Annotated in this window: 22 protein-coding genes and 1 tRNA gene; 17 read left to right on the plus strand and 6 right to left on the minus strand. The window is 61.3% G+C overall.

The features are described from left to right. Nucleotides 1–107: 107 nt before the first annotated feature. Together C3Y91_RS30965 and galE are read right to left on the minus strand one after the other, a co-directional pair. Nucleotides 108–1,652 carry an alkaline phosphatase family protein gene (locus C3Y91_RS30965; protein WP_168576199.1) on the minus strand — a complete coding sequence of 515 codons (1,545 nt, stop codon included), beginning with the start codon at nucleotides 1,650–1,652 and terminating at the stop codon, nucleotides 108–110. After that, the gene (gene galE / locus C3Y91_RS30970) at nucleotides 1,630–2,613 is read right to left on the minus strand and encodes a UDP-glucose 4-epimerase GalE (RefSeq protein WP_018448352.1); all 984 of its coding nucleotides are present in this window, start codon (nucleotides 2,611–2,613) and stop codon (nucleotides 1,630–1,632) included. The genes C3Y91_RS30965 and galE overlap by 23 nt, the downstream gene beginning before the upstream one ends. Nucleotides 2,614–2,876: 263 nt before the next feature. Here galE and C3Y91_RS30975 point away from each other — a divergent pair, with 263 nt between their 5' ends. Beyond that, nucleotides 2,877–3,521, plus strand: coding sequence for a ThuA domain-containing protein (locus tag C3Y91_RS30975; RefSeq protein ID WP_024320514.1), 645 nt, complete (start codon nucleotides 2,877–2,879; stop codon nucleotides 3,519–3,521). A gap of 160 nt (nucleotides 3,522–3,681) precedes the next feature. Then, nucleotides 3,682–4,251: a GNAT family N-acetyltransferase gene (locus tag C3Y91_RS30980; RefSeq protein WP_024320515.1), complete on the plus strand. Its 570-nt coding sequence runs from the start codon at nucleotides 3,682–3,684 to the stop codon at nucleotides 4,249–4,251. Between the two features lie 33 nt (nucleotides 4,252–4,284). On the opposite strand, the gene C3Y91_RS30985 is transcribed toward C3Y91_RS30980, so the two are convergent. Beyond that, nucleotides 4,285–4,539, minus strand: a complete 255-nt coding sequence (locus C3Y91_RS30985) for a DUF2934 domain-containing protein (RefSeq protein WP_024320516.1) — start codon at nucleotides 4,537–4,539, stop codon at nucleotides 4,285–4,287. A gap of 199 nt (nucleotides 4,540–4,738) precedes the next feature. Between C3Y91_RS30985 and C3Y91_RS30990 the strand changes: the two genes are divergently transcribed. Both C3Y91_RS30990 and C3Y91_RS30995 read left to right on the plus strand, forming a co-directional pair. Beyond that, complete coding sequence (locus C3Y91_RS30990; protein ID WP_024320517.1) at nucleotides 4,739–6,175, plus strand: DUF6880 family protein; 1,437 nt, start codon at nucleotides 4,739–4,741, stop codon at nucleotides 6,173–6,175. A 36-nt stretch (nucleotides 6,176–6,211) separates the two neighbouring features. Continuing rightward, complete coding sequence (locus C3Y91_RS30995) at nucleotides 6,212–6,772, plus strand: DsbA family protein (RefSeq protein ID WP_024320518.1); 561 nt, start codon at nucleotides 6,212–6,214, stop codon at nucleotides 6,770–6,772. Between the two features lie 206 nt (nucleotides 6,773–6,978). On the opposite strand, the gene C3Y91_RS31000 is transcribed toward C3Y91_RS30995, so the two are convergent. Beyond that, nucleotides 6,979–7,068 (minus strand) — tRNA-Ser (locus C3Y91_RS31000). Nucleotides 7,069–7,372: 304 nt separating this feature from the next. Here C3Y91_RS31000 and rplU point away from each other — a divergent pair. The 4 genes from rplU (at nucleotide 7,373) to C3Y91_RS31020 (ending at nucleotide 9,361) form a co-directional block, all read left to right on the plus strand. Continuing rightward, nucleotides 7,373–7,690, plus strand: a complete 318-nt coding sequence (gene rplU / locus C3Y91_RS31005; RefSeq protein WP_003543907.1) for a 50S ribosomal protein L21 — start codon at nucleotides 7,373–7,375, stop codon at nucleotides 7,688–7,690. A gap of 34 nt (nucleotides 7,691–7,724) precedes the next feature. Further along, a complete protein-coding gene (rpmA, locus tag C3Y91_RS31010) occupies nucleotides 7,725–7,994 on the plus strand; it encodes a 50S ribosomal protein L27 (RefSeq protein ID WP_003543909.1) in 270 nt (89 codons plus the stop codon). A gap of 126 nt (nucleotides 7,995–8,120) precedes the next feature. Continuing rightward, entirely contained in the window at nucleotides 8,121–8,777 is a 657-nt protein-coding gene (locus C3Y91_RS31015) for a GNAT family N-acetyltransferase (protein ID WP_018071941.1), read from the plus strand. Then, nucleotides 8,774–9,361 carry a GNAT family N-acetyltransferase gene (locus C3Y91_RS31020; protein WP_168576200.1) on the plus strand — a complete coding sequence of 196 codons (588 nt, stop codon included), beginning with the start codon at nucleotides 8,774–8,776 and terminating at the stop codon, nucleotides 9,359–9,361. Before C3Y91_RS31015 ends, C3Y91_RS31020 begins: the two co-directional genes overlap by 4 nt. A 92-nt stretch (nucleotides 9,362–9,453) precedes the next feature. On the opposite strand, the gene C3Y91_RS31025 is transcribed toward C3Y91_RS31020, so the two are convergent. Then, nucleotides 9,454–10,320 (minus strand): endonuclease/exonuclease/phosphatase family protein, encoded by an 867-nt coding sequence (locus C3Y91_RS31025; RefSeq protein WP_168576201.1) that lies wholly within the window; start codon nucleotides 10,318–10,320, stop codon nucleotides 9,454–9,456. An 84-nt stretch (nucleotides 10,321–10,404) separates the two neighbouring features. Here C3Y91_RS31025 and obgE point away from each other — a divergent pair, with 84 nt between their 5' ends. The 7 genes from obgE (at nucleotide 10,405) to modC (ending at nucleotide 18,107) form a co-directional block, all read left to right on the plus strand. Beyond that, nucleotides 10,405–11,499 (plus strand): GTPase ObgE, encoded by a 1,095-nt coding sequence (gene obgE, locus C3Y91_RS31030; protein WP_029874660.1) that lies wholly within the window; start codon nucleotides 10,405–10,407, stop codon nucleotides 11,497–11,499. Then, nucleotides 11,486–12,655 (plus strand): glutamate 5-kinase, encoded by a 1,170-nt coding sequence (proB, locus tag C3Y91_RS31035; protein ID WP_168251833.1) that lies wholly within the window; start codon nucleotides 11,486–11,488, stop codon nucleotides 12,653–12,655. Before obgE ends, proB begins: the two co-directional genes overlap by 14 nt. Next, nucleotides 12,648–13,931, plus strand: a complete 1,284-nt coding sequence (locus C3Y91_RS31040) for a glutamate-5-semialdehyde dehydrogenase (RefSeq protein ID WP_168251832.1) — start codon at nucleotides 12,648–12,650, stop codon at nucleotides 13,929–13,931. Before proB ends, C3Y91_RS31040 begins: the two co-directional genes overlap by 8 nt. Beyond that, on the plus strand, nucleotides 13,852–14,586 hold the full coding sequence (locus tag C3Y91_RS31045; protein WP_168251831.1) for a nicotinate-nucleotide adenylyltransferase: 735 nt from the start codon (nucleotides 13,852–13,854) through the stop codon (nucleotides 14,584–14,586). Before C3Y91_RS31040 ends, C3Y91_RS31045 begins: the two co-directional genes overlap by 80 nt. A gap of 524 nt (nucleotides 14,587–15,110) precedes the next feature. Further along, on the plus strand, nucleotides 15,111–15,902 hold the full coding sequence (gene modA / locus C3Y91_RS31050) for a molybdate ABC transporter substrate-binding protein (protein ID WP_168251830.1): 792 nt from the start codon (nucleotides 15,111–15,113) through the stop codon (nucleotides 15,900–15,902). A gap of 439 nt (nucleotides 15,903–16,341) precedes the next feature. Next, on the plus strand, nucleotides 16,342–17,043 hold the full coding sequence (gene modB, locus C3Y91_RS31055; RefSeq protein WP_168251829.1) for a molybdate ABC transporter permease subunit: 702 nt from the start codon (nucleotides 16,342–16,344) through the stop codon (nucleotides 17,041–17,043). Beyond that, nucleotides 17,040–18,107: a molybdenum ABC transporter ATP-binding protein gene (gene modC, locus C3Y91_RS31060; RefSeq protein ID WP_130686940.1), complete on the plus strand. Its 1,068-nt coding sequence runs from the start codon at nucleotides 17,040–17,042 to the stop codon at nucleotides 18,105–18,107. Before modB ends, modC begins: the two co-directional genes overlap by 4 nt. On the opposite strand, the gene C3Y91_RS31065 is transcribed toward modC, so the two are convergent. After that, complete coding sequence (locus C3Y91_RS31065; protein WP_075225371.1) at nucleotides 18,108–18,485, minus strand: winged helix-turn-helix domain-containing protein; 378 nt, start codon at nucleotides 18,483–18,485, stop codon at nucleotides 18,108–18,110. A gap of 210 nt (nucleotides 18,486–18,695) precedes the next feature. Between C3Y91_RS31065 and rsfS the strand changes: the two genes are divergently transcribed. Beyond that, entirely contained in the window at nucleotides 18,696–19,139 is a 444-nt protein-coding gene (gene rsfS / locus C3Y91_RS31070) for a ribosome silencing factor (protein WP_003589592.1), read from the plus strand. Nucleotides 19,140–19,258: 119 nt separating this feature from the next. Then, entirely contained in the window at nucleotides 19,259–19,741 is a 483-nt protein-coding gene (rlmH, locus tag C3Y91_RS31075) for a 23S rRNA (pseudouridine(1915)-N(3))-methyltransferase RlmH (RefSeq protein WP_011654027.1), read from the plus strand. Nucleotides 19,742–19,788: the final 47 nt, after the last annotated feature.

Here is a 19,788-nt window from a genome sequence, read left to right on the forward strand (position 1 = left end):
CTGCATCATTCCTTAAATCGGAATCGATGTAAGGATAAAATTATGCGGCGATTCAAAGTGTTACAGCGTCCTTTGCGCGTCTGAAAAAGACGCGCGGCGCTGTAATATCAGGGCCGGTGCGTCACCGGCCCTCTTTCCGTCAGCTCGGTATAGGCGAGCGTCTGATCGAGATGGCGTGCTCGGAGCGACAGCAGCTTCTCGGCATAGTCGAGCCGTATCGCCGCATAGGCCGGATCCGCCGCGACATTGTCGAGCTCCATCGGATCGTCGGCAAGATTGAAGAGCAGCGGCGGCAAAGCGGTAAAATGCACATATTTGAACCGCGCGTCGCGGATCACCGCGAGATTGCATTCGTTGGGCCGCAGCCGGAAATGCTGCTCGGCCTCGCCATGCGCAATGTCGCGGAAATCGAATTCCCAGAATGCCGCGTCCCGCCAGCCCTGTCCGCTCCCACCCCTGACAAACGGCATGAGCGATCGGCCATCGAGCCCGTTCTTTGCGTCGATGCCGAGCCTTTGGCAAAGTGTCGGAAAAATATCCGCAGCGCTGGTGAATTTGTCGACGACCCCACCCGCAGCACTGCTTGCGGGATCGCGGATCACCAGCGGAATATGATAGCTGCCATCGAAGAAACCGCCCTTGCCGAGCATCCAATGATCGCCCGCCATCTCGGCGTGGTCCGAGGTGAAGACAATAAGCGTGTCGTCCCAGGCGCCCGCATCCTTGAGGGCCTGCCAGATGCGGCCGAGCTGTGCATCGACCTCTGATATCATGCCGTAATAGATCGCCCGGATCGCGGCAAAATCCTCGGCGTTCCAGCCGCTGAGCGGCCCCGTTGCACGGTGGATAAAGTTGCCCTTGTCAGAGCGTGGCATGGCATAGGCGAGATAGGGGTGACTGTTCTGTTCCGCTTCGCGGTTTGCCGCGCGCGCAAAAGCCGGTCCCTCGCCCGGCGTGAACGTTCGATTGAACGGCTCCGGCACGGAGAATGGCGGATGCGGACGTAAGAAAGAGACATGCGCAAACCACGGCCTGTCCTGTTCGCCCATCCAGCGGATGAACTCGCCGGCCAGAAAAGCCGTCTGGGTCTCATCGCGCGAATAGGCCGGTGACGCATCGGAAATGTCTCCGGCTCCAGCACCGACCGGAATATGGATATCGCGGCTGACGGCATCCACGTGGCCACGGGACCTGAGCCAGGAGAGCCATTGTCTTTCGTGCTCGGGCAGAAGCTGGCGGGCCGTAAAACCCGGCAGCACGCCTTCATAACTCGTCAGATGCGGATCGCCGGTATCCATCCCGCGCGGATCGGGCGCCGTATCCGTGTAGCCGAACAGCGTCGGGTCGTATCCCGCCCGCCGGGCCGCCAGCGCCAGATTGTCGAAGCGGGCATCGAGCGGCGAACCGTTGCGGCAGACGCGGTGGTTCATCTGATAGAGACCGGTATAGAGTGTGGCCCGCGCCGGTGAGCAGGGCGCCGCCCCGGCATAGTGCCGCCGGAAGAGGGTGCCTTCGCGCGCCAGCGCATCGACACCAGGCGTCTTTACGCAGCCATGACCGACAGCCGACAGGCAATCGCCGCGCCACTGGTCCGCCGTGATCAGCAGGATGTTCGGCCGGCGCGCCTTCTCAATGCTGGTTGGATTTTGCATGCCAGTCCCAGGCGGAGCGGATGATCTCAGACAGATCATACTGCGGCACCCAGCCGAGCACATCACGCGCCTTGTCGTTATTGGCGACCAGCGTGTGCGAATCGCCTTCGCGCCGGCCGATATATTCGACCGGGAAAGGCAGGTTCGACACCTCCTCGATCGCGCCGAGCAATTCCTTGACTGTCGTGCCGGTGCCGGTTCCGAGGTTGAGCGCGACGGAATCGCCGCCCTTCAGCAGATATTCGACGGCGCGGACATGCGCATCGGCAAGATCTAGCACGTGGATATAGTCGCGCACACAGGTGCCGTCGCGTGTCTCGTAATCGCTGCCGAACACCTTGAAACCCTGGCGGCGGCCGAGTGCCGCGTCGATCGCCAGGGGTATCGCATGCGTTTCCGGCTGGTGCCATTCGCCGATCCGGCCCTCGAAATCGGCGCCGGCCGCATTGAAATAGCGCAGCACCACCGAGCGCAGGCTCCTGTACTGGTCGTAATCGGCAAGCGCCTGTTCGACGATATATTTCGTTCGCCCGTAGGGATTGATCGGCACCTGCCGATGCGTCTCGTCGAGCGGCACGCTCTGCGGCAGGCCGTAGGTGGCGCAGGTGGAGGAGAAGACGAAGGCGTTGATGCCGGCCGCCTGTGCCGCCGAAAGCAGCGTCAACGTGCCGATCACATTGTTCTCGTAGAAGGAAACCGGATCCTTGACCGATTCGCCGACTTCGATCAGCGCCGCGAAATGCAGGATCGCCGCCGGCTTGTGTTTGGCCAGCACTTCATCCAGCCGGGCGCGATCGCGAATATCGCCTTCCTCGGCCGGCCCCCATTTGACGAACTCGCGATGACCGTTCGAAAAATTATCGAAGACGACAGGCGTATAACCCTTGTTCGCCAGGTCGAGGCACGTATGCGAGCCGATATAGCCGGCGCCGCCGACGACAAGAACCGTTTCACCTGCCATGCACCACCCTTATTGTTCACGAGAGATGAGAGAAACCTAGACGAGATACACGTCAATAAAAAGAAGGAACTGCGATCGGCGTCAACGGACAATACGTCAAATGCCGATCCCCGCTCGACCGGGCGCGATCCGCCACCCTGCATTTGTGCCGGATCAGGAAGAAACATGAATTATTCGCGTGATTTGCATAACGGCCCGATCTAAGGGGCTTGCACCACATGTGATGATCAACGGTCTGCAGCCATCAGGCAGGGAGAGCGCGAATGAGGAAGGCATTGGTCGTTTGGGGCGGCTGGCAAGGTCATGAACCGGAGCAATGCGCCGATATCGTCGCCGATCTCCTGCGCGAGGATGACTTTGCCGTCGAGGTAACCGGCGATCTCGGCGTGTTCGGATCTCCGACGCTGGCGAAGACCGATCTGCTGGTGCCCATCATTACCGGCGAAACGCTCGAAAAGCCTCATGCCGCTGCCCTGGTCGAAGCGGTGCGCGGCGGGCTTGGGCTTGCCGGCCATCACGGCGCACTCGCCACGTCCTTCAAGGAAAGCGCCCCTTTCCGTTATGTCTCCGGCGTCACCTGGGTCGCCCATCCCGGCAACATCATCGACTTCCGCGTCGCCGTCACCCGCCAGGACGATCCCGTCATGGAGGGCATTCCGGACTTCGACTATCGTTCGGAGCAATATTACCTCCACTATGATCCCACAGTCGAAATCCTTGCGACCACCACCTTCACCGGCGCCTACGATCCGGTAGCCCGCAATGTCGTGATGCCCGTCGTCTTCAAGCGCCATTTCGGCGCCGGTCGCATCTTCTATTCCGCCCTCGGCCATGTCGCTGCCGAATTCGACCATCCCTATATGCCCCTCATCCTGCGGCGTGGCCTGAGCTGGGCCGCACGCCAGTAGCGCCAGGACGAGCCGCACGCCGGCAAATGCCGACCGGCGGCGACAGCCGGGCGACGTCGGCCGCTAAGAATGAGCATTTCAAGCTGCAGGGCAGCCTCGCCCGATCGGCCGGCACGGGTGAGCGCTTGCCGATCACCTGCCCGCGCCATAATTTGCCCGGATGCAGGATCGCTTCTCTTTCTTTCCCGCCACCGCCGACCGCCTGGCCGATATAGAAGCGGTCTTCGACGATTGCGCCGACGGCCGGAATTGTCGCTGCGCTTACTGGTATCGTCCGAATGCCGACTACAAGGCAGGATGGGGCGAGGGAAATCGCAACTGGTTCCGAAGCCTCGTCGCCGAACCGCGCCCGCCCGGCATTCTCGGCTATCACGAGAATGAACCGGCCGGATGGTGCGGCGTCGCGCCGCGCGTCGTGTTCGATCGCCTGCGCCGTTCAAAACCCTTTGCTCCGGTCGATGACAGGCCGGTCTGGTCGATCAATTGCTTCATCGTCTGCAAACCGTTCCGGCAGCGGGGATTATCGCGATTATTGCTGAAACATGCCGTCGAATTTGCGCGGGCAAACGGCGCCGAATGTCTCGAGGCCTATCCTGTCGATCAGGCAGCCCGTGCTTCGAACGGAGCCGAGCTCTATCCGGGAACGCTATCGATGTTTCTGGATGCCGGTTTCGTCGAAGTGGCAAGACGCCTGTCGGCAAGACCCGTCGTCCGCCTGGAATGCCGCTGAATATTTCGGCACTCAGGGGAGTGGCAACACGGTCTAGCGAGCCACTTTGATCTGCCGGTCGTTCTCGACGGCGGGGGCCGCTTCGTCATAGATCCGCATCAGCCGCCCGGCTGCCTTCAGCTTCTCGATGAGATCGTTTCCATCAGGCGAGGCCTTCGTCAGCTCCAGCTGCTCGAATTCCCTCAGCGCCTGCGCCCAATGGCTTTCCCCGCGCCCGTCCGGCCTGCCTTCCGATTCCCATAGCGAATAAGCGCGCTGGCTGACCCAGGCGTCTTTATTATGACTCATAATCAACCCCAGCGAGAAATTTGGAAGCAATATTCGACAGGCAACAAGGTGCCAAAACCGGCTTTAGGAGTCGTTACGAGGCAGCGTTAGTTTTTAGCTAATAGCGAGGCGCCGAAGGATTATACCGTGCACACATTCCGGACCTTGGCCTCGTACCGCCTGCAGGGTAGGGTCATCGCAGAAACGACAGCGATGACCGATGGCAGCCAAGACAACACTCAATGCGAAGAATCTCGAATCCCTTGGTGCGCCGCGCCTTGCCGAGCTGCTGGTCGAGATCAGCATGGGCAGTGCTGCCCACAAGCGACGGCTTCGAATGGAGCTTGCCGGCAACCACGGCAGCGCCGAGGTGGCGCGTGAGGTGCGAAAGCGGCTTGCCAGCATTGCCCGCGCTCGCACCCTCATCAACTGGCGCAAAGTGAAAGCGCTGAAGAGTGATCTCGAAACGCAGCGCAAGACGATCACAGAGACCGTTGCCGCCGATGATCCCCAGGAGGCTTTCGAACTGATATGGCAGTTCCTCGCCCTGGCGAATTCGATCTTTGAGAGATCCAGCGACAGCAGCAGTTCTCTCATCGAAAGTTTTCATCAGGCTTGCGAGGATGCTGCCGCAATCGCCGCGTCCACCAAGATCGCCTCCAATGTCCTGGCCGAGAAGGTGTTCAAAGCCGTGCAAGACGATGGCTACGGCCAATACGACAACCTGATTGCGGCGATGGCGCCAGCTCTCGGCAAGGATGGTCTCGATTGCTTAAAGACCCTCTTCGTCCAATGGTCCAAGGAGCCGAAAGACAAGCCGGCGGAGGACAAGCGCGAGATCATCGGCTGGGGCAGCGTAGGTCCCCTTTACGAGGATGAGATCGCCGACACTCAGCGAGATCTGACGGTGCGCATAGCCTTGCAGGAAATTGCCGACGCCCAGGGCGATGTTGATGCCTACATCGCTCAGCAATCTGAGAAAACGCGCAAGATGCCGATGATAGCGGCCGACGTCGCCAATCGCCTGGTCTCGGCCGGCCGAGCCAAGGAAGCACTTGAGGTGCTGAATGGGGTCGATACGACAGGCCAGGCCGACAGGCCATTCGAATGGCAGCTCGCGCGCGTCGAGACGCTCGAGGCCCTGGGGCGCGCGGAGGAGGCGCAGTCCTACAGGTGGACATGTTTCGAGCAGTCGCTGCATGGCGAGCACCTCAAGGCTTTCCTCAAGCGGCTGCCGGATTTCGACGATCTTGAGGCCGAGGAGAAGGCATTCGCTTATGCCCAGGCTTTCCCGGACGTCCACCAGGCACTTGCATTTTTCCTGAATTGGCCGGCACCTGCCGAGGCAGCGAAACTCGTGATGAGGCGGAAGGCGGAACTGGATGGCAATCTCTATGAGCTTATGCCGCCGGCGGCCGAAGCTCTGGCGGAGAAACATCCGCTTGCGGCAACCATCCTCTTGCGCTCCATGATCGATTTCGCGCTCGATAGCGGCCGGTCCAGCCGCTATAAGCATGCTGCGAGGCATCTTGCGGACTGCGCATCGCTTGCGCCTCATATCAATGACTTCGGCAACACAAGACCCCATGACATCTATGTCGCAGAACTTAAGCGTCGACACGGCAAGAGGCATGGCTTCTGGAGCCTGGTGACCTAAGTCGCTGCGGATGCTTTACCTTCAGAGAGGAATTCCATGACGACCACTTCCTGGCATGCAGATCCACTCACTTGGGGCAACGGACCCCGCATCTTCGAAGCCTTTTTGGAGCCGACTTGCCCCTATTCGGTCAGAGCGTTCAACAAGCTTGACGAACTGCTCGGCCAGGCCGGCGAAGACAAGATCACCGTGAAGATCCGCCTGCAGTCGCAACCCTGGCATATGTATTCGGGTGTCCTCGTCCGCTGCATCATCGCAGCCTCAACGCTGGAAGGTGGCAAGCAGACAGCAAAGAAGGTGATATCAGCCATCGCCGCCCATCGCGAAGAATTCGAATTCGAGCGTCATGCCGGCGGCCCGAATATGGATGTGACGCCGAACCAGATCATCGAGCGCCTGGAAGGCTACAGCGGCGTCAAGCTGAAGGAAGCCTTCGCAATCCCGGATCTTGACCGGGAGATCAAATGGCACTGCAAATATGCCCGGCAAAATGGCATCCATGTCTCGCCGACCTTCATGATCGACGGGCTGGTGCAGGCTGACATGAGCAGCGGTGATGAGGTTGGAGTCTGGGTGAAGAAGGCACTGGGCAACTGACGCTGGCCGAGTGCCAGAGACGGTCCCACCCGCTTATTTGTCTCCTGCCATGAATCCCATGCAGGAATCAGTGCAAGCAGCAGGCATTTTCCAACTTTGGACTTCAGGAAACACCGCGGGTGTGGCCCTGGGATGGATGCGATCCTACCGGCCAGTCATGGAAGTATCCCGGCAGTCACAACGCGCTGATAATCCCGGGAAGCTTATGGCGGAGAGGGTGGGATTTGAACCCACGATACCCTTGCAGGTATGCCGCATTTCGAGTGCGGTGCATTCGACCACTCTGCCACCTCTCCGCGGTCTGGTCGGCGCTTGTTCGGCGCGGGCGTTCTCATAACGGGCAAATGACAGGCTGGCAAGCCGAAAAGTCGAAGCATTCCATCCTTTTGCCTTGACACCTTTTTGTCACTCGCGTATCTCGGCTGCGCAATAGGTTTGGAGAAATCCGCACCTTAGCTGTCCCGCGCTCGCGCGGGGCTTCACCGGCAGGAAGAGTTCGAGGATTAGACCTCTGAAATCCCTGCTTAACTTCGACTGATAAAAAGACAGCCACCTGCTGGATTAGCGGGGAGCGCTGGAACGAACATGAAAGGATAAAAAATGTTCGCAGTCATCAAGACCGGCGGTAAACAGTACCGTGTGGCAGCCAACGACGTGCTGACCATCGAAAAGCTGGAAGCCACCGCTGGCGACTCCATTGAATTCACCGAAGTGCTCGTGATCGGCGAAGGCGCCGACGCTGCGATCGGTGCGCCCTTCGTAACCGGCGCCTCTGTCAAGGCAGAAGTCGTCGAACAGAACCGCGGCAAGAAGGTCATCGCCTTCAAGAAGCGCCGTCGTCAGAATTCGAAGCGTTCGCGCGGCCATCGTCAGCATCACACGGTCGTCCGTATCACGGACATCGTGGCTGCCAAGTAAGATCAACGGGACAAGGTTTTAAAGGAGAACTCCAATGGCACACAAAAAAGCTGGCGGTTCATCGCGCAACGGTCGCGATTCTCAGTCCAAGCGCCTTGGCGTGAAGAAGTTCGGCGGCGAAGCCGTCATCGCAGGCAACATCATCGTGCGTCAGCGCGGTACTGAGTGGCATCCGGGTTCCAACGTCGGCCTCGGCAAGGATCACACGATTTTTGCGCTTACCGCCGGCAATGTGAACTACCGAACGAAGGCCAACGGTCGCGTCTACGTGTCTGTCATGCCGAAAGCGGAAGCAGCGGAATAAGCCGGTAGCGCTCAAAAACAGCCGGCGTCTCATCGACCCGGCTGGCCGTATCAGGTTCAGTCTAGAAAACAGGGGAGATGGGGCGCCATCTCCCCTTTTTCTTTACCCCTCAAGGAGGACTGAACCATGCAAGGCGAATTGTTAAGGGCAGACCAATCACGGTCTCCCCGGGAAGACCAGCGGTCTTCCGAAGAACGGCTGAGGCCGGAACGGTTAAGGACCGATTGCCCTGTCTTGTTATCGGAAAGGCTCGTCATGCGCGCGCCCCACGAAGAAGACATCGACGCCCTTGCCCATCTCGCCAATAACGCCAAAGTCGCCACCATGGTATCGCGTATGCCGCACCCTTATACCGCCGATGATGCTGCTGACTTCGTGCGTCGCACGAAAAATGGCGATATTGGCAAGTGCGTCTATGCGATCACCAAGGCCGAAAACGGCGCCTTTATCGGCTGCTGCGGCGTCGAGCCGCATGCGGACGGCAAGACCGTCGAGATCGGCTACTGGCTGGGCGAGCCCTATTGGAACAAGGGTTATACGACCGAGGCCTGCCATGCCCTGGTCGATATGGTGTTCAGAACCCGTCAGGACGTCGATCAAATCGACGCCCGTTGCCGGGTCATGAACGTTGCCTCGCGCCGCGTCATCCAGAAGTGCGGCTTCCAGTTCCAGGGATCGGGGCTCGCCGCCTCGTTGGCGCTCGGCAGCAACGTGCCGGTCGAATGGTACAGGCTCGACCGCAAGACCTGGATGTCCCTCCGAAGCTGGGGGAACATCGCATGAGCACGACTGCGATGCAAAGGCCGGAGGTCAGGCCGATGATGCCCGGCCCCGCGCCGGTTATCTCGACCGCCCGGCTGACGCTCCGCCCCAACAGGCTGAGCGATGCGCCTGCGATCGCGGAATCGCTCTCGGATTTCGCGGTCACGCGCATGTTGTCCCGCGTACCCGCGCCGTTCGACCGGCAGGATGCGCTGGACTGGCTGATCCCGGTCACCTCGGGCACCCTGCCCGACTGGCCGCTGGCGATCACCGATAAGGACGACGTCCATATCGGCAACGTCTCGATCGAGCTGCGCCACGGTCGCTGGCACCTCGGCTACTGGCTGAACCGCTATTACTGGCGGCGCGGCTATATGAGCGAGGCGGTGGCGGCGATCATCGAGCGCTTCTCGCGCCGCATGCCGGAGACGCCGGTTCATTCCGGCGTTTTCGCCGACAACCCGGCTTCGCTGCGACTGCAGGAGAAGCTCGGTTTCCGCATGACCGGTTGCGGCGAAATCTATTGTTTCGCCCGCAACACCATGGTGTCGCACATCGAAACGGTGCTGCAGCCGGGCATGCTGCAGCCGCGAAAGGTCGCCTGATAGAGCATGGTGCCGAAAAGTGTGCGCGGTTTTCGGACAACATCATGCTCCAGAACTAGAAAGGAGACGTCGCCGCACTGGCGGCGTCTCCATCAATCGCCGATCTCGACCCATAGGGGGAAGTGATCGGAGCCCTCGGATTGCGTATCGATCCGGGCGGATTTCAACCGGCCCTCGAGGCCGCAACTGACAAAGCAATAATCGAGATGCATGCGTTTGCCGTGATCTTCGGGATCCATCCAGCTGTAGCTCCCCGGAGAGTAAGCCTCCAGCGTCGCAAAAGCGTCGACCGGCGTGCCGATCCTCGCCACGCGGCCGTAATATCCGTGGCCAGCGCCGGCAAGCGCGCAATATTCCGGCGATTCCGGCTCCATGTTGAAATCGCCCATGATGACGTAATCCTCCGGCAGCGGCGGCTCCGGCAGATCAAATTCACCACCCCCGGTCAGCGACCCACCCTCCTGGACGAAGGCATTGATTTGCGCGTTCAAAAATTGCAGCTGGCGGATGCGCTCGTCGGCGGAGACATGGTCGAGATGCACGGAGTAGACGCGGATCGCGCCGCCGGGTGCGGCGATCACCGCCTCGGTTGCGCCACGCTGCAGGTTGATCTTGCCGATCGTCCGGCTGCGCGGCAGAAGCAAAGTCCGGGTCGAGAGTATCGGCCAGCGCGACAGCACCATGTTGCCGAACTGGAAACGGGTCCCGCGCACCGGCTGGAACCCGCCTTCGGCCGCGTCGACATGCATGTCGCAGGCCGGCCCATACACCCAGAAATAGTCGGGAAAGAAGGCTGCAACATCGGCCACCATGTCGGCAAAACCGTTGCGGGAGAAGCCGCGGGTCACCTCCTGCAGCGCGATGACATCGGCACCCTCGAGGCTCCGGGCAAGGCGCGCCAGATCGTATCTGCCGTCGAGACCGAAGCCGTACTGTATGTTATAGCTCGCAAAATTCACGATAATCTTTGACCTCCGTCGGAACCGCCTATATCGAATGGGCCAAGACGGGCCGTCCAACCGCCACTGAATATTGGAAGTAAAATGAAATTTCTCGACGAAGCAAAGGTCTATATCAAGTCCGGGGACGGCGGCGGCGGCAGCGTTTCCTTCCGACGCGAGAAATTCATCGAGTTCGGCGGCCCGGATGGTGGCGACGGCGGACGCGGCGGCGACGTCTGGGTCGAGGCCGTCAACGGCCTCAACACGCTGATCGATTTTCGCTTTCAGCAGCATTTCAAGGCGACGATCGGCACCCATGGCATGGGCCGGAACCGCACCGGCGCCAACGGAAGCGATGTGACGCTGAAGGTTCCGGTCGGCACCCAGATCTTCGAAGAAGACCAGGAAACGCTGATCTGCGACCTGACTGTCGAAGGCCAGCGTTACTGCCTCGCCCATGGCGGCAATGGCGGCTTCGGCAACGCCCACTTCAAGACCTCGACCAATCAGGCGCCGGATTGGGCCAATCCCGGCCTGCCCGGCGAAGAAAAAACCATCTGGCTTCATCTTAAACTGATTGCCGATGCCGGGCTCGTCGGCATGCCGAATGCCGGCAAGTCGACCTTCCTGGCATCAGTCACCCGCGCACGGCCGAAAATCGCCAACTATCCCTTCACCACACTGCATCCCAATCTCGGCGTCGCCACCATCGACGAGCGCGAATTCATCCTGGCCGACATTCCGGGCCTGATTGAAGGCGCCCATGAAGGTGTCGGCATCGGCGACCGTTTCCTCGGCCATGTCGAGCGCACCCGCGTGCTGCTCCACCTCATCTCCGCCCAGGAGGAAAAGGTCGGCAAGGCCTATAAGACGGTCAAGCACGAGCTCGAAGCCTACGGAAACGATCTGACGGACAAGGCGGAGATCGTGGCGCTATCGCAGATCGACGTGCTCGACGATGCCGAGTTGAAGAAGAAGACCAAGGAACTGGCCAAGGCCTGCGGCAAGACGCCATTCCAGATTTCGGCCGTCACCGGCAAGGGCATGACCGAGGTGCTGCGTGCGCTGCGCGACATCATCGTCGAAGCCAATACCGAGGAGAAGCCGGCCAAGGTGCCGAAGCTGCGCCATCGCGACATGGTCGTCACCGATGAGGGCGAGGACAAGGGTGGGGACGAGGGCGATGACCAGCCGTAAGCCGCTTGGCCGCTACCGCCGCATTGTCATCAAGATCGGCTCTGCGCTTCTGGTCGACCGCAAGGCCGGGCTGAAGAAGGCCTGGCTCGACGCCATGTGCGCCGATATCGCAGGCCTGAAGGCCAAGGGCATCGACGTGCTCGTCGTCTCCTCGGGCGCAATCGCGCTCGGCCGCTCGGTGCTCGACCTGCCCTCGGGCGCGCTGAAGCTGGAGGAAAGCCAGGCGGCGGCGGCCGTCGGCCAGATTGCGCTGGCGCGCGCCTGGTCGGAAAGCCTGTCACGCGACGAGATCGTCGCCGGCCAGATCCTGCTGACGCTCGGCGATACCGAGGAGCGCCGCCGTTATCTCAATGCACGCGCCACCATCAATCAGCTTTTGAAAATCGGCGCCGTGCCGATCATCAATGAAAACGACACCGTCGCCACCAGCGAGATTCGCTATGGCGACAATGATCGCCTGGCCGCCCGCGTTGCGACGATGACTGGCGCCGATCTGCTCATACTTCTCTCCGATATCGACGGCCTCTACACAGCGCCGCCGCATCTCGATCCGAACGCGACGTTCCTGGAAACGATTGCTGAAATCACCCCCGAGATCGAGGCAATGGCCGGAGGCGCGGCCTCCGAGCTTTCGCGCGGCGGCATGCGCACCAAGATCGATGCCGGCAAGATTGCGACGGCATCAGGCTGCGCCATGATCATCGCCTCCGGCAAGACCGACAACCCACTGTCGGCAATCGAAAACGGCGCGCGTTCCTCCTGGTTCGCGCCATCTGGCACACCCGTTACCGCCCGCAAGACCTGGATTGCCGGGCAGCTGCAGCCGGCCGGCGAACTGCATGTCGATGACGGCGCCGTCGTTGCCCTCGGGGCCGGCAAGAGCCTGCTTCCCGCTGGCGTACGCAGCATTTCAGGCCTCTTCAGCCGCGGCGATACGGTGGCGATCATCGGCCCGGCCGGCCGCGAGATCGCCCGCGGCCTGGTAAGCTACGATGCCGACGACGCCCGTCGGATTGCCGGTCGCAAGTCGGCGGAGATCGAGGCCATCCTTGGTTATGCTGGGCGCGCCGCCATGGTCCATCGCGACGATATGGTGATGACCGCGCAGATCGGTTCGAAATCGGAAAGGCAGAAGAAGGACGCGAGCTATGCTTGATACCGTTGCGCCAAGCCCAGACATTGACGTGCTGATGAACGACATCGGCCGCAAGGCAAAGGCTGCCGCGCGACCGCTGAGCTTTGCGTCCACTGAGGCGAAGAACAGCGCGCTGAATTCCATGGCCGATGCGATCCTAGCGAACAAGGCGCATATTCTTGCCGAGAACGCCAGGGACCTGAAGGATATCGAAGGCACCGAGACGCTCGCTTCCTTCGTCGACCGGCTGACGCTGAACGACAAGCGCGTCACTGAGATGGCCGAGGGAATCCGCGCCATCGCCGCCCTTGCCGATCCGGTCGGCGAAGTCATCGCAGCCTGGGACCGGCCGAACGGCCTCAAGATCGAGCGCGTCCGCACGCCGCTCGGCGTCATCGGCGTGATCTTTGAAAGCCGGCCGAACGTCACCGCGGATGCCGGCGCCCTCTGCCTCAAGGCGGGCAATGCCGTCATCCTGCGTTGCGGCTCGGATTCGCGCCGTTCATCGCAGGCTATCCATGCCTGCCTGGTCGAGGGCCTGAAGGCGGCGGGACTTCCAGAGCATGCTATACAGCTCGTTCCGGTTACCGACCGCGCCGCCGTCGGCGCCATGCTGCGCGGCTTGGACGGGGCGATCGACGTCATCGTGCCGCGCGGCGGCAAGAGCCTGGTTGCCCGCGTGCAGAGCGAGGCTCGTGTGCCGGTTTTTGCCCATCTCGAAGGCCTTTGCCATATCTATGTCGATGCCTCGGCCGATATCGAAATGGCGAAGAGGATCATCGTCAACGCCAAGATGCGCCGCACCGGCATCTGTGGCGCGGCCGAAACCCTGCTCGTCGATGGCGCCGCGATCGGCACGCATCTGACGCCGCTGCTCGAGGTTCTGACGGAGGCAGGCTGCGAGATCCGCGCTTCGCCAACGGTGCTGAAGGTCGCACCTGGCATGAAGCCCGCGACCGAGGAGGACTGGTCGACCGAGTATCTCGACGCGATCATCTCGGTTGCCGTCGTCGACGGCATATCGGGCGCCATCGCCCATATCCAGAAGTACTCCTCGAACCACACCGAGGCTGTCATCGCCGAGGACGCTGACGTCGTCGAGCGTTTCTTCACCGAGGTCGATTCGGCGATCCTGCTGCACAATGCCTCGACGCAATTTGCCGACGGCGGCGAGTTCGGCATGGGTGCGGAAATCGGCATCGCCACCGGCAAGATGCATGCCCGTGGCCCCGTCGGTGTCGAACAGCTCACTTCTTTCAAATATCGGGTGCACGGTGCCGGACAGACGCGGCCCTGACGTGACGACCGAGCCTGACGTAGCGATCGAGAATGTGGACCGGCACTATCTCCGCATGCCGCACAGCGAGCGCGGCATGGTCGTTGGTCTGTTCGGCGGTTCGTTCAATCCGCCGCATCAGGGCCACGCGCTCGTCGCCGAAATCGCCCTCAAGCGACTTGGCCTCGACCAGCTCTGGTGGATGGTCACACCCGGCAATCCGCTAAAGAGCCGCAACCAACTCGCTCCGCTTGCCGAGCGCATTGCCGAAAGCGAGCATGTTGCCCCCGATCCCCGCATCAAGGTCACCGCCTTCGAACAGGCGTTCGGCACCAGCTACACCGCCAACACGCTTGCCCGCGTCAAGGCGCGCAATCCGCATGTGCATTTCATCTGGATCATGGGCGCAGACAGCCTGCAGACCTTTCACAAATGGCAGAAATGGCAGGAGATTGCCCGCACCTTCCCGATCGCTGTGATCGATCGGCCGGGCGCGACGCTTTCCTTCCTGTCCTCGAAAATGGCCAGGACCTTCGATTTCGCCCGTGTCGACGAGGATGATGCCCGTGTTCTCTGGAAGAAACGTGCGCCGGCCTGGACCTTCATCCACGGACCACGCTCCGGCCTGAGCTCGACGGCAATCCGCAACGGCTCGTCGCACGGCGACGCCGAATAGAGCGCCGCGCGCCCAGCAAGACGCATGCGCCAGCCTGATTTCAGAAGATCCCGAAAACGAGAAAGCCCGACGGGGGAGGATCCGTCGGGCTTATAAACTCGATCGACAACTGGGAGGAGGAGTGTTGTCGACCCTATCGAACGGCTATGGGAGGAGGAGAAGCCGTTTCGATGAGTATGTTGTACCATATTTGGCAGGAAGATGAATATCGATTGGTGCATTGCAGCAATGCAGTGCGTGCAAATCTCGAGGCGGATTTGGCTTCATCGTTGCCGCTTCTATTAGCAAAAATTAAGGAAACATCCCCCGCTGCCCGGAGTCCTTGCGGTTGGCAAACTGACTCTGGGTATTTTCGCCATGCTGATCTGACTTTCGCCGGAAGCCATGCACCCCACGAATGCGTGAACATTGCGCCGCTGCGAACGCGAGCACCCGATACGGTTATATTTTCCTGGATATATCCCTAGCCAAGATGCCTCGCCCGTTATATTCCTCGCAATATTTCGAACCCTAGGGAATAAGTCATGCAAAACCGCCGCCAATGGATGAAACTGGCAACCGCTGCGATCACCGGCCTCTGGCTTGGCGCGACAGCGCTTCCGGCGCCTGCCGCCGCAGCCGAAAAGCTCACCGTCTTTGCGGCGGCGAGCCTCAAGAATGCGCTCGACGCTGCCAATGCCGCCTGGACAAAGGAAAGCGGCAAGGACGCCGTCGCCTCTTATGCGGCGAGCGGGGCGCTGGCCAAGCAGATCGAAAACGCCGCGCCCGCTGATGTCTTCATTTCGGCCGATCTCGACTGGATGGACTATGTCGCCAAGAAGAACCTGATCAAGGCCGATACCCGCTCCAACCTGCTCGGCAACAAGATTGTGCTCGTTGCCGAAAAGGACAAGGCAAAGCCGGTTGAGATCAAGCAGGGCTTCGATCTTGCCGGACTTTTGGGTGACGGCAAGCTTGCCATGGGTGAGCCGAAATCGGTTCCGGCCGGCAAATACGGCATGGCCGCGCTCGAAAAGCTCGGCGTCTGGAAATCGGTCGAAACCAAGGTCGCCGGCGCCGAAAGCGTCCGCGCCGCCCTTGCCCTGGTTTCGCGCGGCGAAGCGCCCTACGGCATCGTCTATCAGACGGATGCCGCAGCCGATAAGGGTGTCGCCGTCGTCGGCACCTTCCCCGCCGATTCTCATCCGCCGATCATCTATCCGATCGCAATCCTCGCCGAGAGCAAGAACCCGGATGCATCAGCCTATCTCGATTTCCTGAAATCGGACAAGGCCGCCGCCTTCTTCACGGCGCAGGGTTTCACCATCCTCAAGTGATCGAGGCCTGAAATGATTGCGGAATCAACAGCGACAGCTTAGCGTGAGGGCTCACTTGGGTGGGCTTCAGCTGACAAAGTCGGCCAATTACTCTTTGATCATGCTCCGGCTTGTGCCCTAAGCATCTGCATCGATCGATAATTAGCAGATGTCAGTCACAAGGCCGCAGCTGCCCGGTTAGCGCCGATGGCTGCCCCTCACCCTAACCCTCTCCCCGTACACGGGGCGAGGGGACGTGCCATGCGAAAGCGGATGGGGAATGGAGAGGGCGCGGCATGTCCCCTTCGCCCCGCAGGCGGGGAGAAGGTGCCGGCAGGCGGATGAGGGGCAGCCGTCGGCGATCACGTGGCGGGTGTCGAGGATGACGCCGGGTAAAGAACGAGTTCTGTCATCAGGGGCTCGGCTCGCAAGCTTTCGATTTCCAGGGAGACCATCGCATTTGAACATATTGGGCTTGAGCAATGAGGAGTGGACGGCGATCCTGCTCAGCCTGCGCGTCTCGACCGTCGCCATGCTGGCGAGCCTGCCCTTCGGCATCCTCGTCGCGCTGCTGCTTGCCCGCGGCCGCTTCTGGGGCAAATCGGTGCTGAACGGTGTTGTTCATCTGCCGCTGATCCTGCCTCCGGTCGTCACCGGTTTCCTTCTCCTCATCCTGTTCGGTCGCCGCGGTCCGATCGGCAGTCTGCTCGACCAGTATTTCGGCATTGTCCTCTCCTTCCGCTGGACGGGTGCTGCACTGGCCTGCGCCGTCATGGCCTTCCCGCTGATGGTCCGCAGCATCCGCCTGTCGATCGAGGCGGTCGACCGCAAGCTGGAAGAGGCGGCCGGAACGCTCGGCGCCGGCCCCGTCTGGGTTTTCCTGACGATCACCCTGCCGTTGACCCTGCCCGGCATCATCGCCGGCATGATTCTTTCCTTTGCCAAGGCGATGGGCGAATTCGGCGCGACGATCACCTTCGTCTCCAACATTCCCGGCGAAACCCAGACGCTGTCGTCGGCGATCTACACCTTCACCCAGGTGCCGGGCGGCGATGCCGGCGCGCTCCGCCTGACGTTCGTCGCCGTCGTCATTTCCATGGCCGCCCTGCTCGCCTCCGAATTCCTCGCCCGTCTCGCAGGCCGGAGGATCGACCCGGAATGACGCTGATCGTCGAGGCAAAACAGCGGCTCGGCGCCTTTTCGCTCGATGCCGCCTTCACCTCCGAGCGTGGCGTCACCGCGCTGTTCGGCCGCTCCGGCTCCGGCAAGACCTCGATGATCCGCATCATCGCCGGCCTTGCCCGCCCGGATGAAGGCCGCGTCGTCCTCGACGGCGAGCCGCTGACCGAAACCACAACCGGCATCTTCGTCCCGAAACATCGCCGCCGCTTCGGTTATGTCTTCCAGGAAGCGCGGCTTTTCCCGCATCTCAGCGTTCGCGCCAATCTGTTCTACGGCCGATGGTTCGCGGCGAGAACGGCGCGCGGCGAGAGCTTCGACCACATCGTCGACCTGCTCGGCATCGAGACGCTGCTGGAGCGCAGCCCCTCAAAACTTTCCGGCGGCGAGAAGCAGCGCGTCGCCATCGGCCGCGCACTTCTCTCCTCGCCCCGCCTGCTGTTGATGGACGAGCCGCTCGCTGCCCTCGATGATGCCCGTAAGGCCGAGATTCTGCCCTATCTCGAGCGATTGCGCGACGAAACCGACATACCGATCGTCTATGTCAGCCACTCGATCGCCGAGGTGGCGCGGCTGGCAAACCAGGTCGTCGTCATGCGCGACGGCAAGGTGGAAGCGACCGGCCCCGCCATCGACATATTGAGCCGTCCCTCCACCGCCTCCGACCGGCGCGAGGCAGGCGCACTGCTGGAAGGCACGGTGGAAAGCTTCGATGCGCGTCACCGTCTATCGACGGTCGTGCTGAAATCCTGTCAGCTCCATATTCCGGGTGCGGCCCTTGCGCCCGGCAAATCGGTCCGCATCCGCATTCCCTCCCGCGATGTCATGCTGGCGACCGCAAGGCCCGAGGGGCTCAGTGCGCTGAATATCCTGGAAGCAAGGATAGACGGGATCTCGTCGACCGAGGACGGAACGGTGGAAATCCGGCTCGATTGCGGCGGCGATATCATTCTTTCCCGGATCACCACACTGTCCTGTGAGCGTCTCGATCTTCGGCCGGGAAGGGCGGTCTTCGCCGTCATCAAGACAGTTGCCCTGGAGGCCTGATCAGCCGCGCTCGCCCTGCTGCAGGTTGCGCTTGGCCTCGAGCCAGGCGAGATCTTCAGCAAGGCTCGTGCGCATCGTCCTTTCCATCCGACGGAAACGCGCGAGCAATTGCTCGCCGAACGGTGTCAGCGCCGCGCCGCCGCCCTTTTGCCCGCCGCGTTGCGATTCCACCACCTGTTCGTTGAACATCCGGTTCATCTCGCTGACCAGCAGCCATGCTCGCCGATAGGACATGTCCATCGCCCGCCCGGCCGCCGAGATCGATCCGGTCTGGCGGATATGCTCCAGCAGTTCCATTTTGCCATGGCCGAGACGATCCTCATCCGGGAAGCTGATTCGCAGGACGGGCACGAGTGTTTTTGCAGCTGAGTCGGTCATTGAATCTGGAGATCGTGGAATTTGCCGCACTTTACGCTGCGGCATGGAAACTGTACACCGCCCGCACGAGGCCGCCCCGAGCAGCCAAATACTTCAATTCGAACGGCAGATCGGATTTTCGGCCGTTCCGTACCTTAGCATGTCTTGAAACATTAATGGTTTGATGCCTATCTTAACCATGATCCGGTCGTGATCGGATCTGTGTTGTGCATAGTTTGTCATTCCAGGAAAGGGAAAGCACTGACAACAGTACACGCCAAGGGAAAAACGTTCGCCGTTATCCCGAAGAGTGCGGAACGTGGCGCCGATGCCGCCGCCCGTGCCCTAGAAACCGTCCTCGCCAGCCTCGAGGACTCCAAAGCTGAAGATATCGTCACCATCGACATTGCCGGAAAATCGGCGCTGGGAGACTACATGATCGTCGTCTCCGGCCGCTCGAACAGGCATGTCATGGCGATCTCGGATCACCTGCTCACCGACCTTAAGGACGACGGCCTCGGTACGGCCCGCGTCGAAGGTCAGGAAGGCGGCGATTGGGTCCTGATCGACACCGGTGACATTATCGTGCATGTGTTCCGTCCCGAAATCCGCGAGTTCTACAACATCGAAAAGATGTGGGCGGCTCCGGATATGGATGAAGAAACACGGCACTGACAGGCAAGCCGGCATTCTGTCCGGCGCCTGAGACGTGGCATTGGCTGGCCGGCAAACATCACAAGCCGGCCGGTGGCGCAGTGTGCGCCCGATGTGCCGCATGAGCGGGAGCGGGATGAATGCGAATTGGTCTTTTTGCGGTGGGGCGGCTGAAGTCCGGCCCGGAAAAGGATCTTGCCGCCCGTTATTTCGACCGTTTCGCCAAGGCCGGCCCTGCCGTCGGCCTCGAACTGACCCGTGTTGCCGAAGTTGCCGAAAGCCGGGCCTCCAATGCGGAGACCCGCAAGCGTGAAGAGGCGGCGATGCTTCTGAAATCGCTTGCCGATGGCAGCATCCTCATTCTTCTCGATGAACGCGGCAAGGCGCTCGACAGCGAAGCCTTCGCAAACCTGCTCGGTTCCTATCGCGACCAGGGCAAACGCGAGCTGACCATCGCGATCGGCGGCGCCGACGGCCTCGATCCCTCGCTTTACGACCGTGCCGACGCCACGCTGTGCCTGGGCAAGATGACCTGGCCGCATCAGCTCGTGCGCACGCTGATCGCCGAGCAGCTCTATCGCGCCGTCACCATCCTGTCCGGCCACCCCTATCACCGCGTCTGATGCCGCGTCGGCCTGATGCGTCGGCCCGATACCCCGGCAATGCGTCG

Source organism: Rhizobium ruizarguesonis (genome assembly GCF_012349115.1).
GTDB classification, from domain to species: domain Bacteria; phylum Pseudomonadota; class Alphaproteobacteria; order Rhizobiales; family Rhizobiaceae; genus Rhizobium; species Rhizobium ruizarguesonis.

What these genes read in the sequence shown, in the direction of transcription:
- obgE (WP_029874660.1), top strand. Translation starts at nt 10,405, where the DNA reads ATGAAATTTCTCGACGAAGCAAAGGTCTATATCAAGTCCGGGGACGGC.
- rlmH (WP_011654027.1), top strand. Translation starts at nt 19,259, where the DNA reads ATGCGAATTGGTCTTTTTGCGGTGGGGCGGCTGAAGTCCGGCCCGGAA.
- C3Y91_RS31045 (WP_168251831.1), top strand. Translation starts at nt 13,852, where the DNA reads ATGCCCGTGGCCCCGTCGGTGTCGAACAGCTCACTTCTTTCAAATATC.
- rpmA (WP_003543909.1), top strand. Translation starts at nt 7,725, where the DNA reads ATGGCACACAAAAAAGCTGGCGGTTCATCGCGCAACGGTCGCGATTCT.
- C3Y91_RS31015 (WP_018071941.1), top strand. Translation starts at nt 8,121, where the DNA reads ATGCAAGGCGAATTGTTAAGGGCAGACCAATCACGGTCTCCCCGGGAA.
- C3Y91_RS30990 (WP_024320517.1), top strand. Translation starts at nt 4,739, where the DNA reads ATGGCAGCCAAGACAACACTCAATGCGAAGAATCTCGAATCCCTTGGT.
- C3Y91_RS30975 (WP_024320514.1), top strand. Translation starts at nt 2,877, where the DNA reads ATGAGGAAGGCATTGGTCGTTTGGGGCGGCTGGCAAGGTCATGAACCG.
- proB (WP_168251833.1), top strand. Translation starts at nt 11,486, where the DNA reads ATGACCAGCCGTAAGCCGCTTGGCCGCTACCGCCGCATTGTCATCAAG.
- C3Y91_RS31065 (WP_075225371.1), bottom strand. Translation starts at nt 18,485, where the DNA reads ATGACCGACTCAGCTGCAAAAACACTCGTGCCCGTCCTGCGAATCAGC.
- C3Y91_RS31040 (WP_168251832.1), top strand. Translation starts at nt 12,648, where the DNA reads ATGCTTGATACCGTTGCGCCAAGCCCAGACATTGACGTGCTGATGAAC.
- C3Y91_RS31020 (WP_168576200.1), top strand. Translation starts at nt 8,774, where the DNA reads ATGAGCACGACTGCGATGCAAAGGCCGGAGGTCAGGCCGATGATGCCC.
- galE (WP_018448352.1), bottom strand. Translation starts at nt 2,613, where the DNA reads ATGGCAGGTGAAACGGTTCTTGTCGTCGGCGGCGCCGGCTATATCGGC.
- C3Y91_RS30980 (WP_024320515.1), top strand. Translation starts at nt 3,682, where the DNA reads ATGCAGGATCGCTTCTCTTTCTTTCCCGCCACCGCCGACCGCCTGGCC.
- C3Y91_RS30985 (WP_024320516.1), bottom strand. Translation starts at nt 4,539, where the DNA reads ATGAGTCATAATAAAGACGCCTGGGTCAGCCAGCGCGCTTATTCGCTA.
- rplU (WP_003543907.1), top strand. Translation starts at nt 7,373, where the DNA reads ATGTTCGCAGTCATCAAGACCGGCGGTAAACAGTACCGTGTGGCAGCC.
- C3Y91_RS30965 (WP_168576199.1), bottom strand. Translation starts at nt 1,652, where the DNA reads ATGCAAAATCCAACCAGCATTGAGAAGGCGCGCCGGCCGAACATCCTG.
- modA (WP_168251830.1), top strand. Translation starts at nt 15,111, where the DNA reads ATGCAAAACCGCCGCCAATGGATGAAACTGGCAACCGCTGCGATCACC.
- modC (WP_130686940.1), top strand. Translation starts at nt 17,040, where the DNA reads ATGACGCTGATCGTCGAGGCAAAACAGCGGCTCGGCGCCTTTTCGCTC.
- C3Y91_RS30995 (WP_024320518.1), top strand. Translation starts at nt 6,212, where the DNA reads ATGACGACCACTTCCTGGCATGCAGATCCACTCACTTGGGGCAACGGA.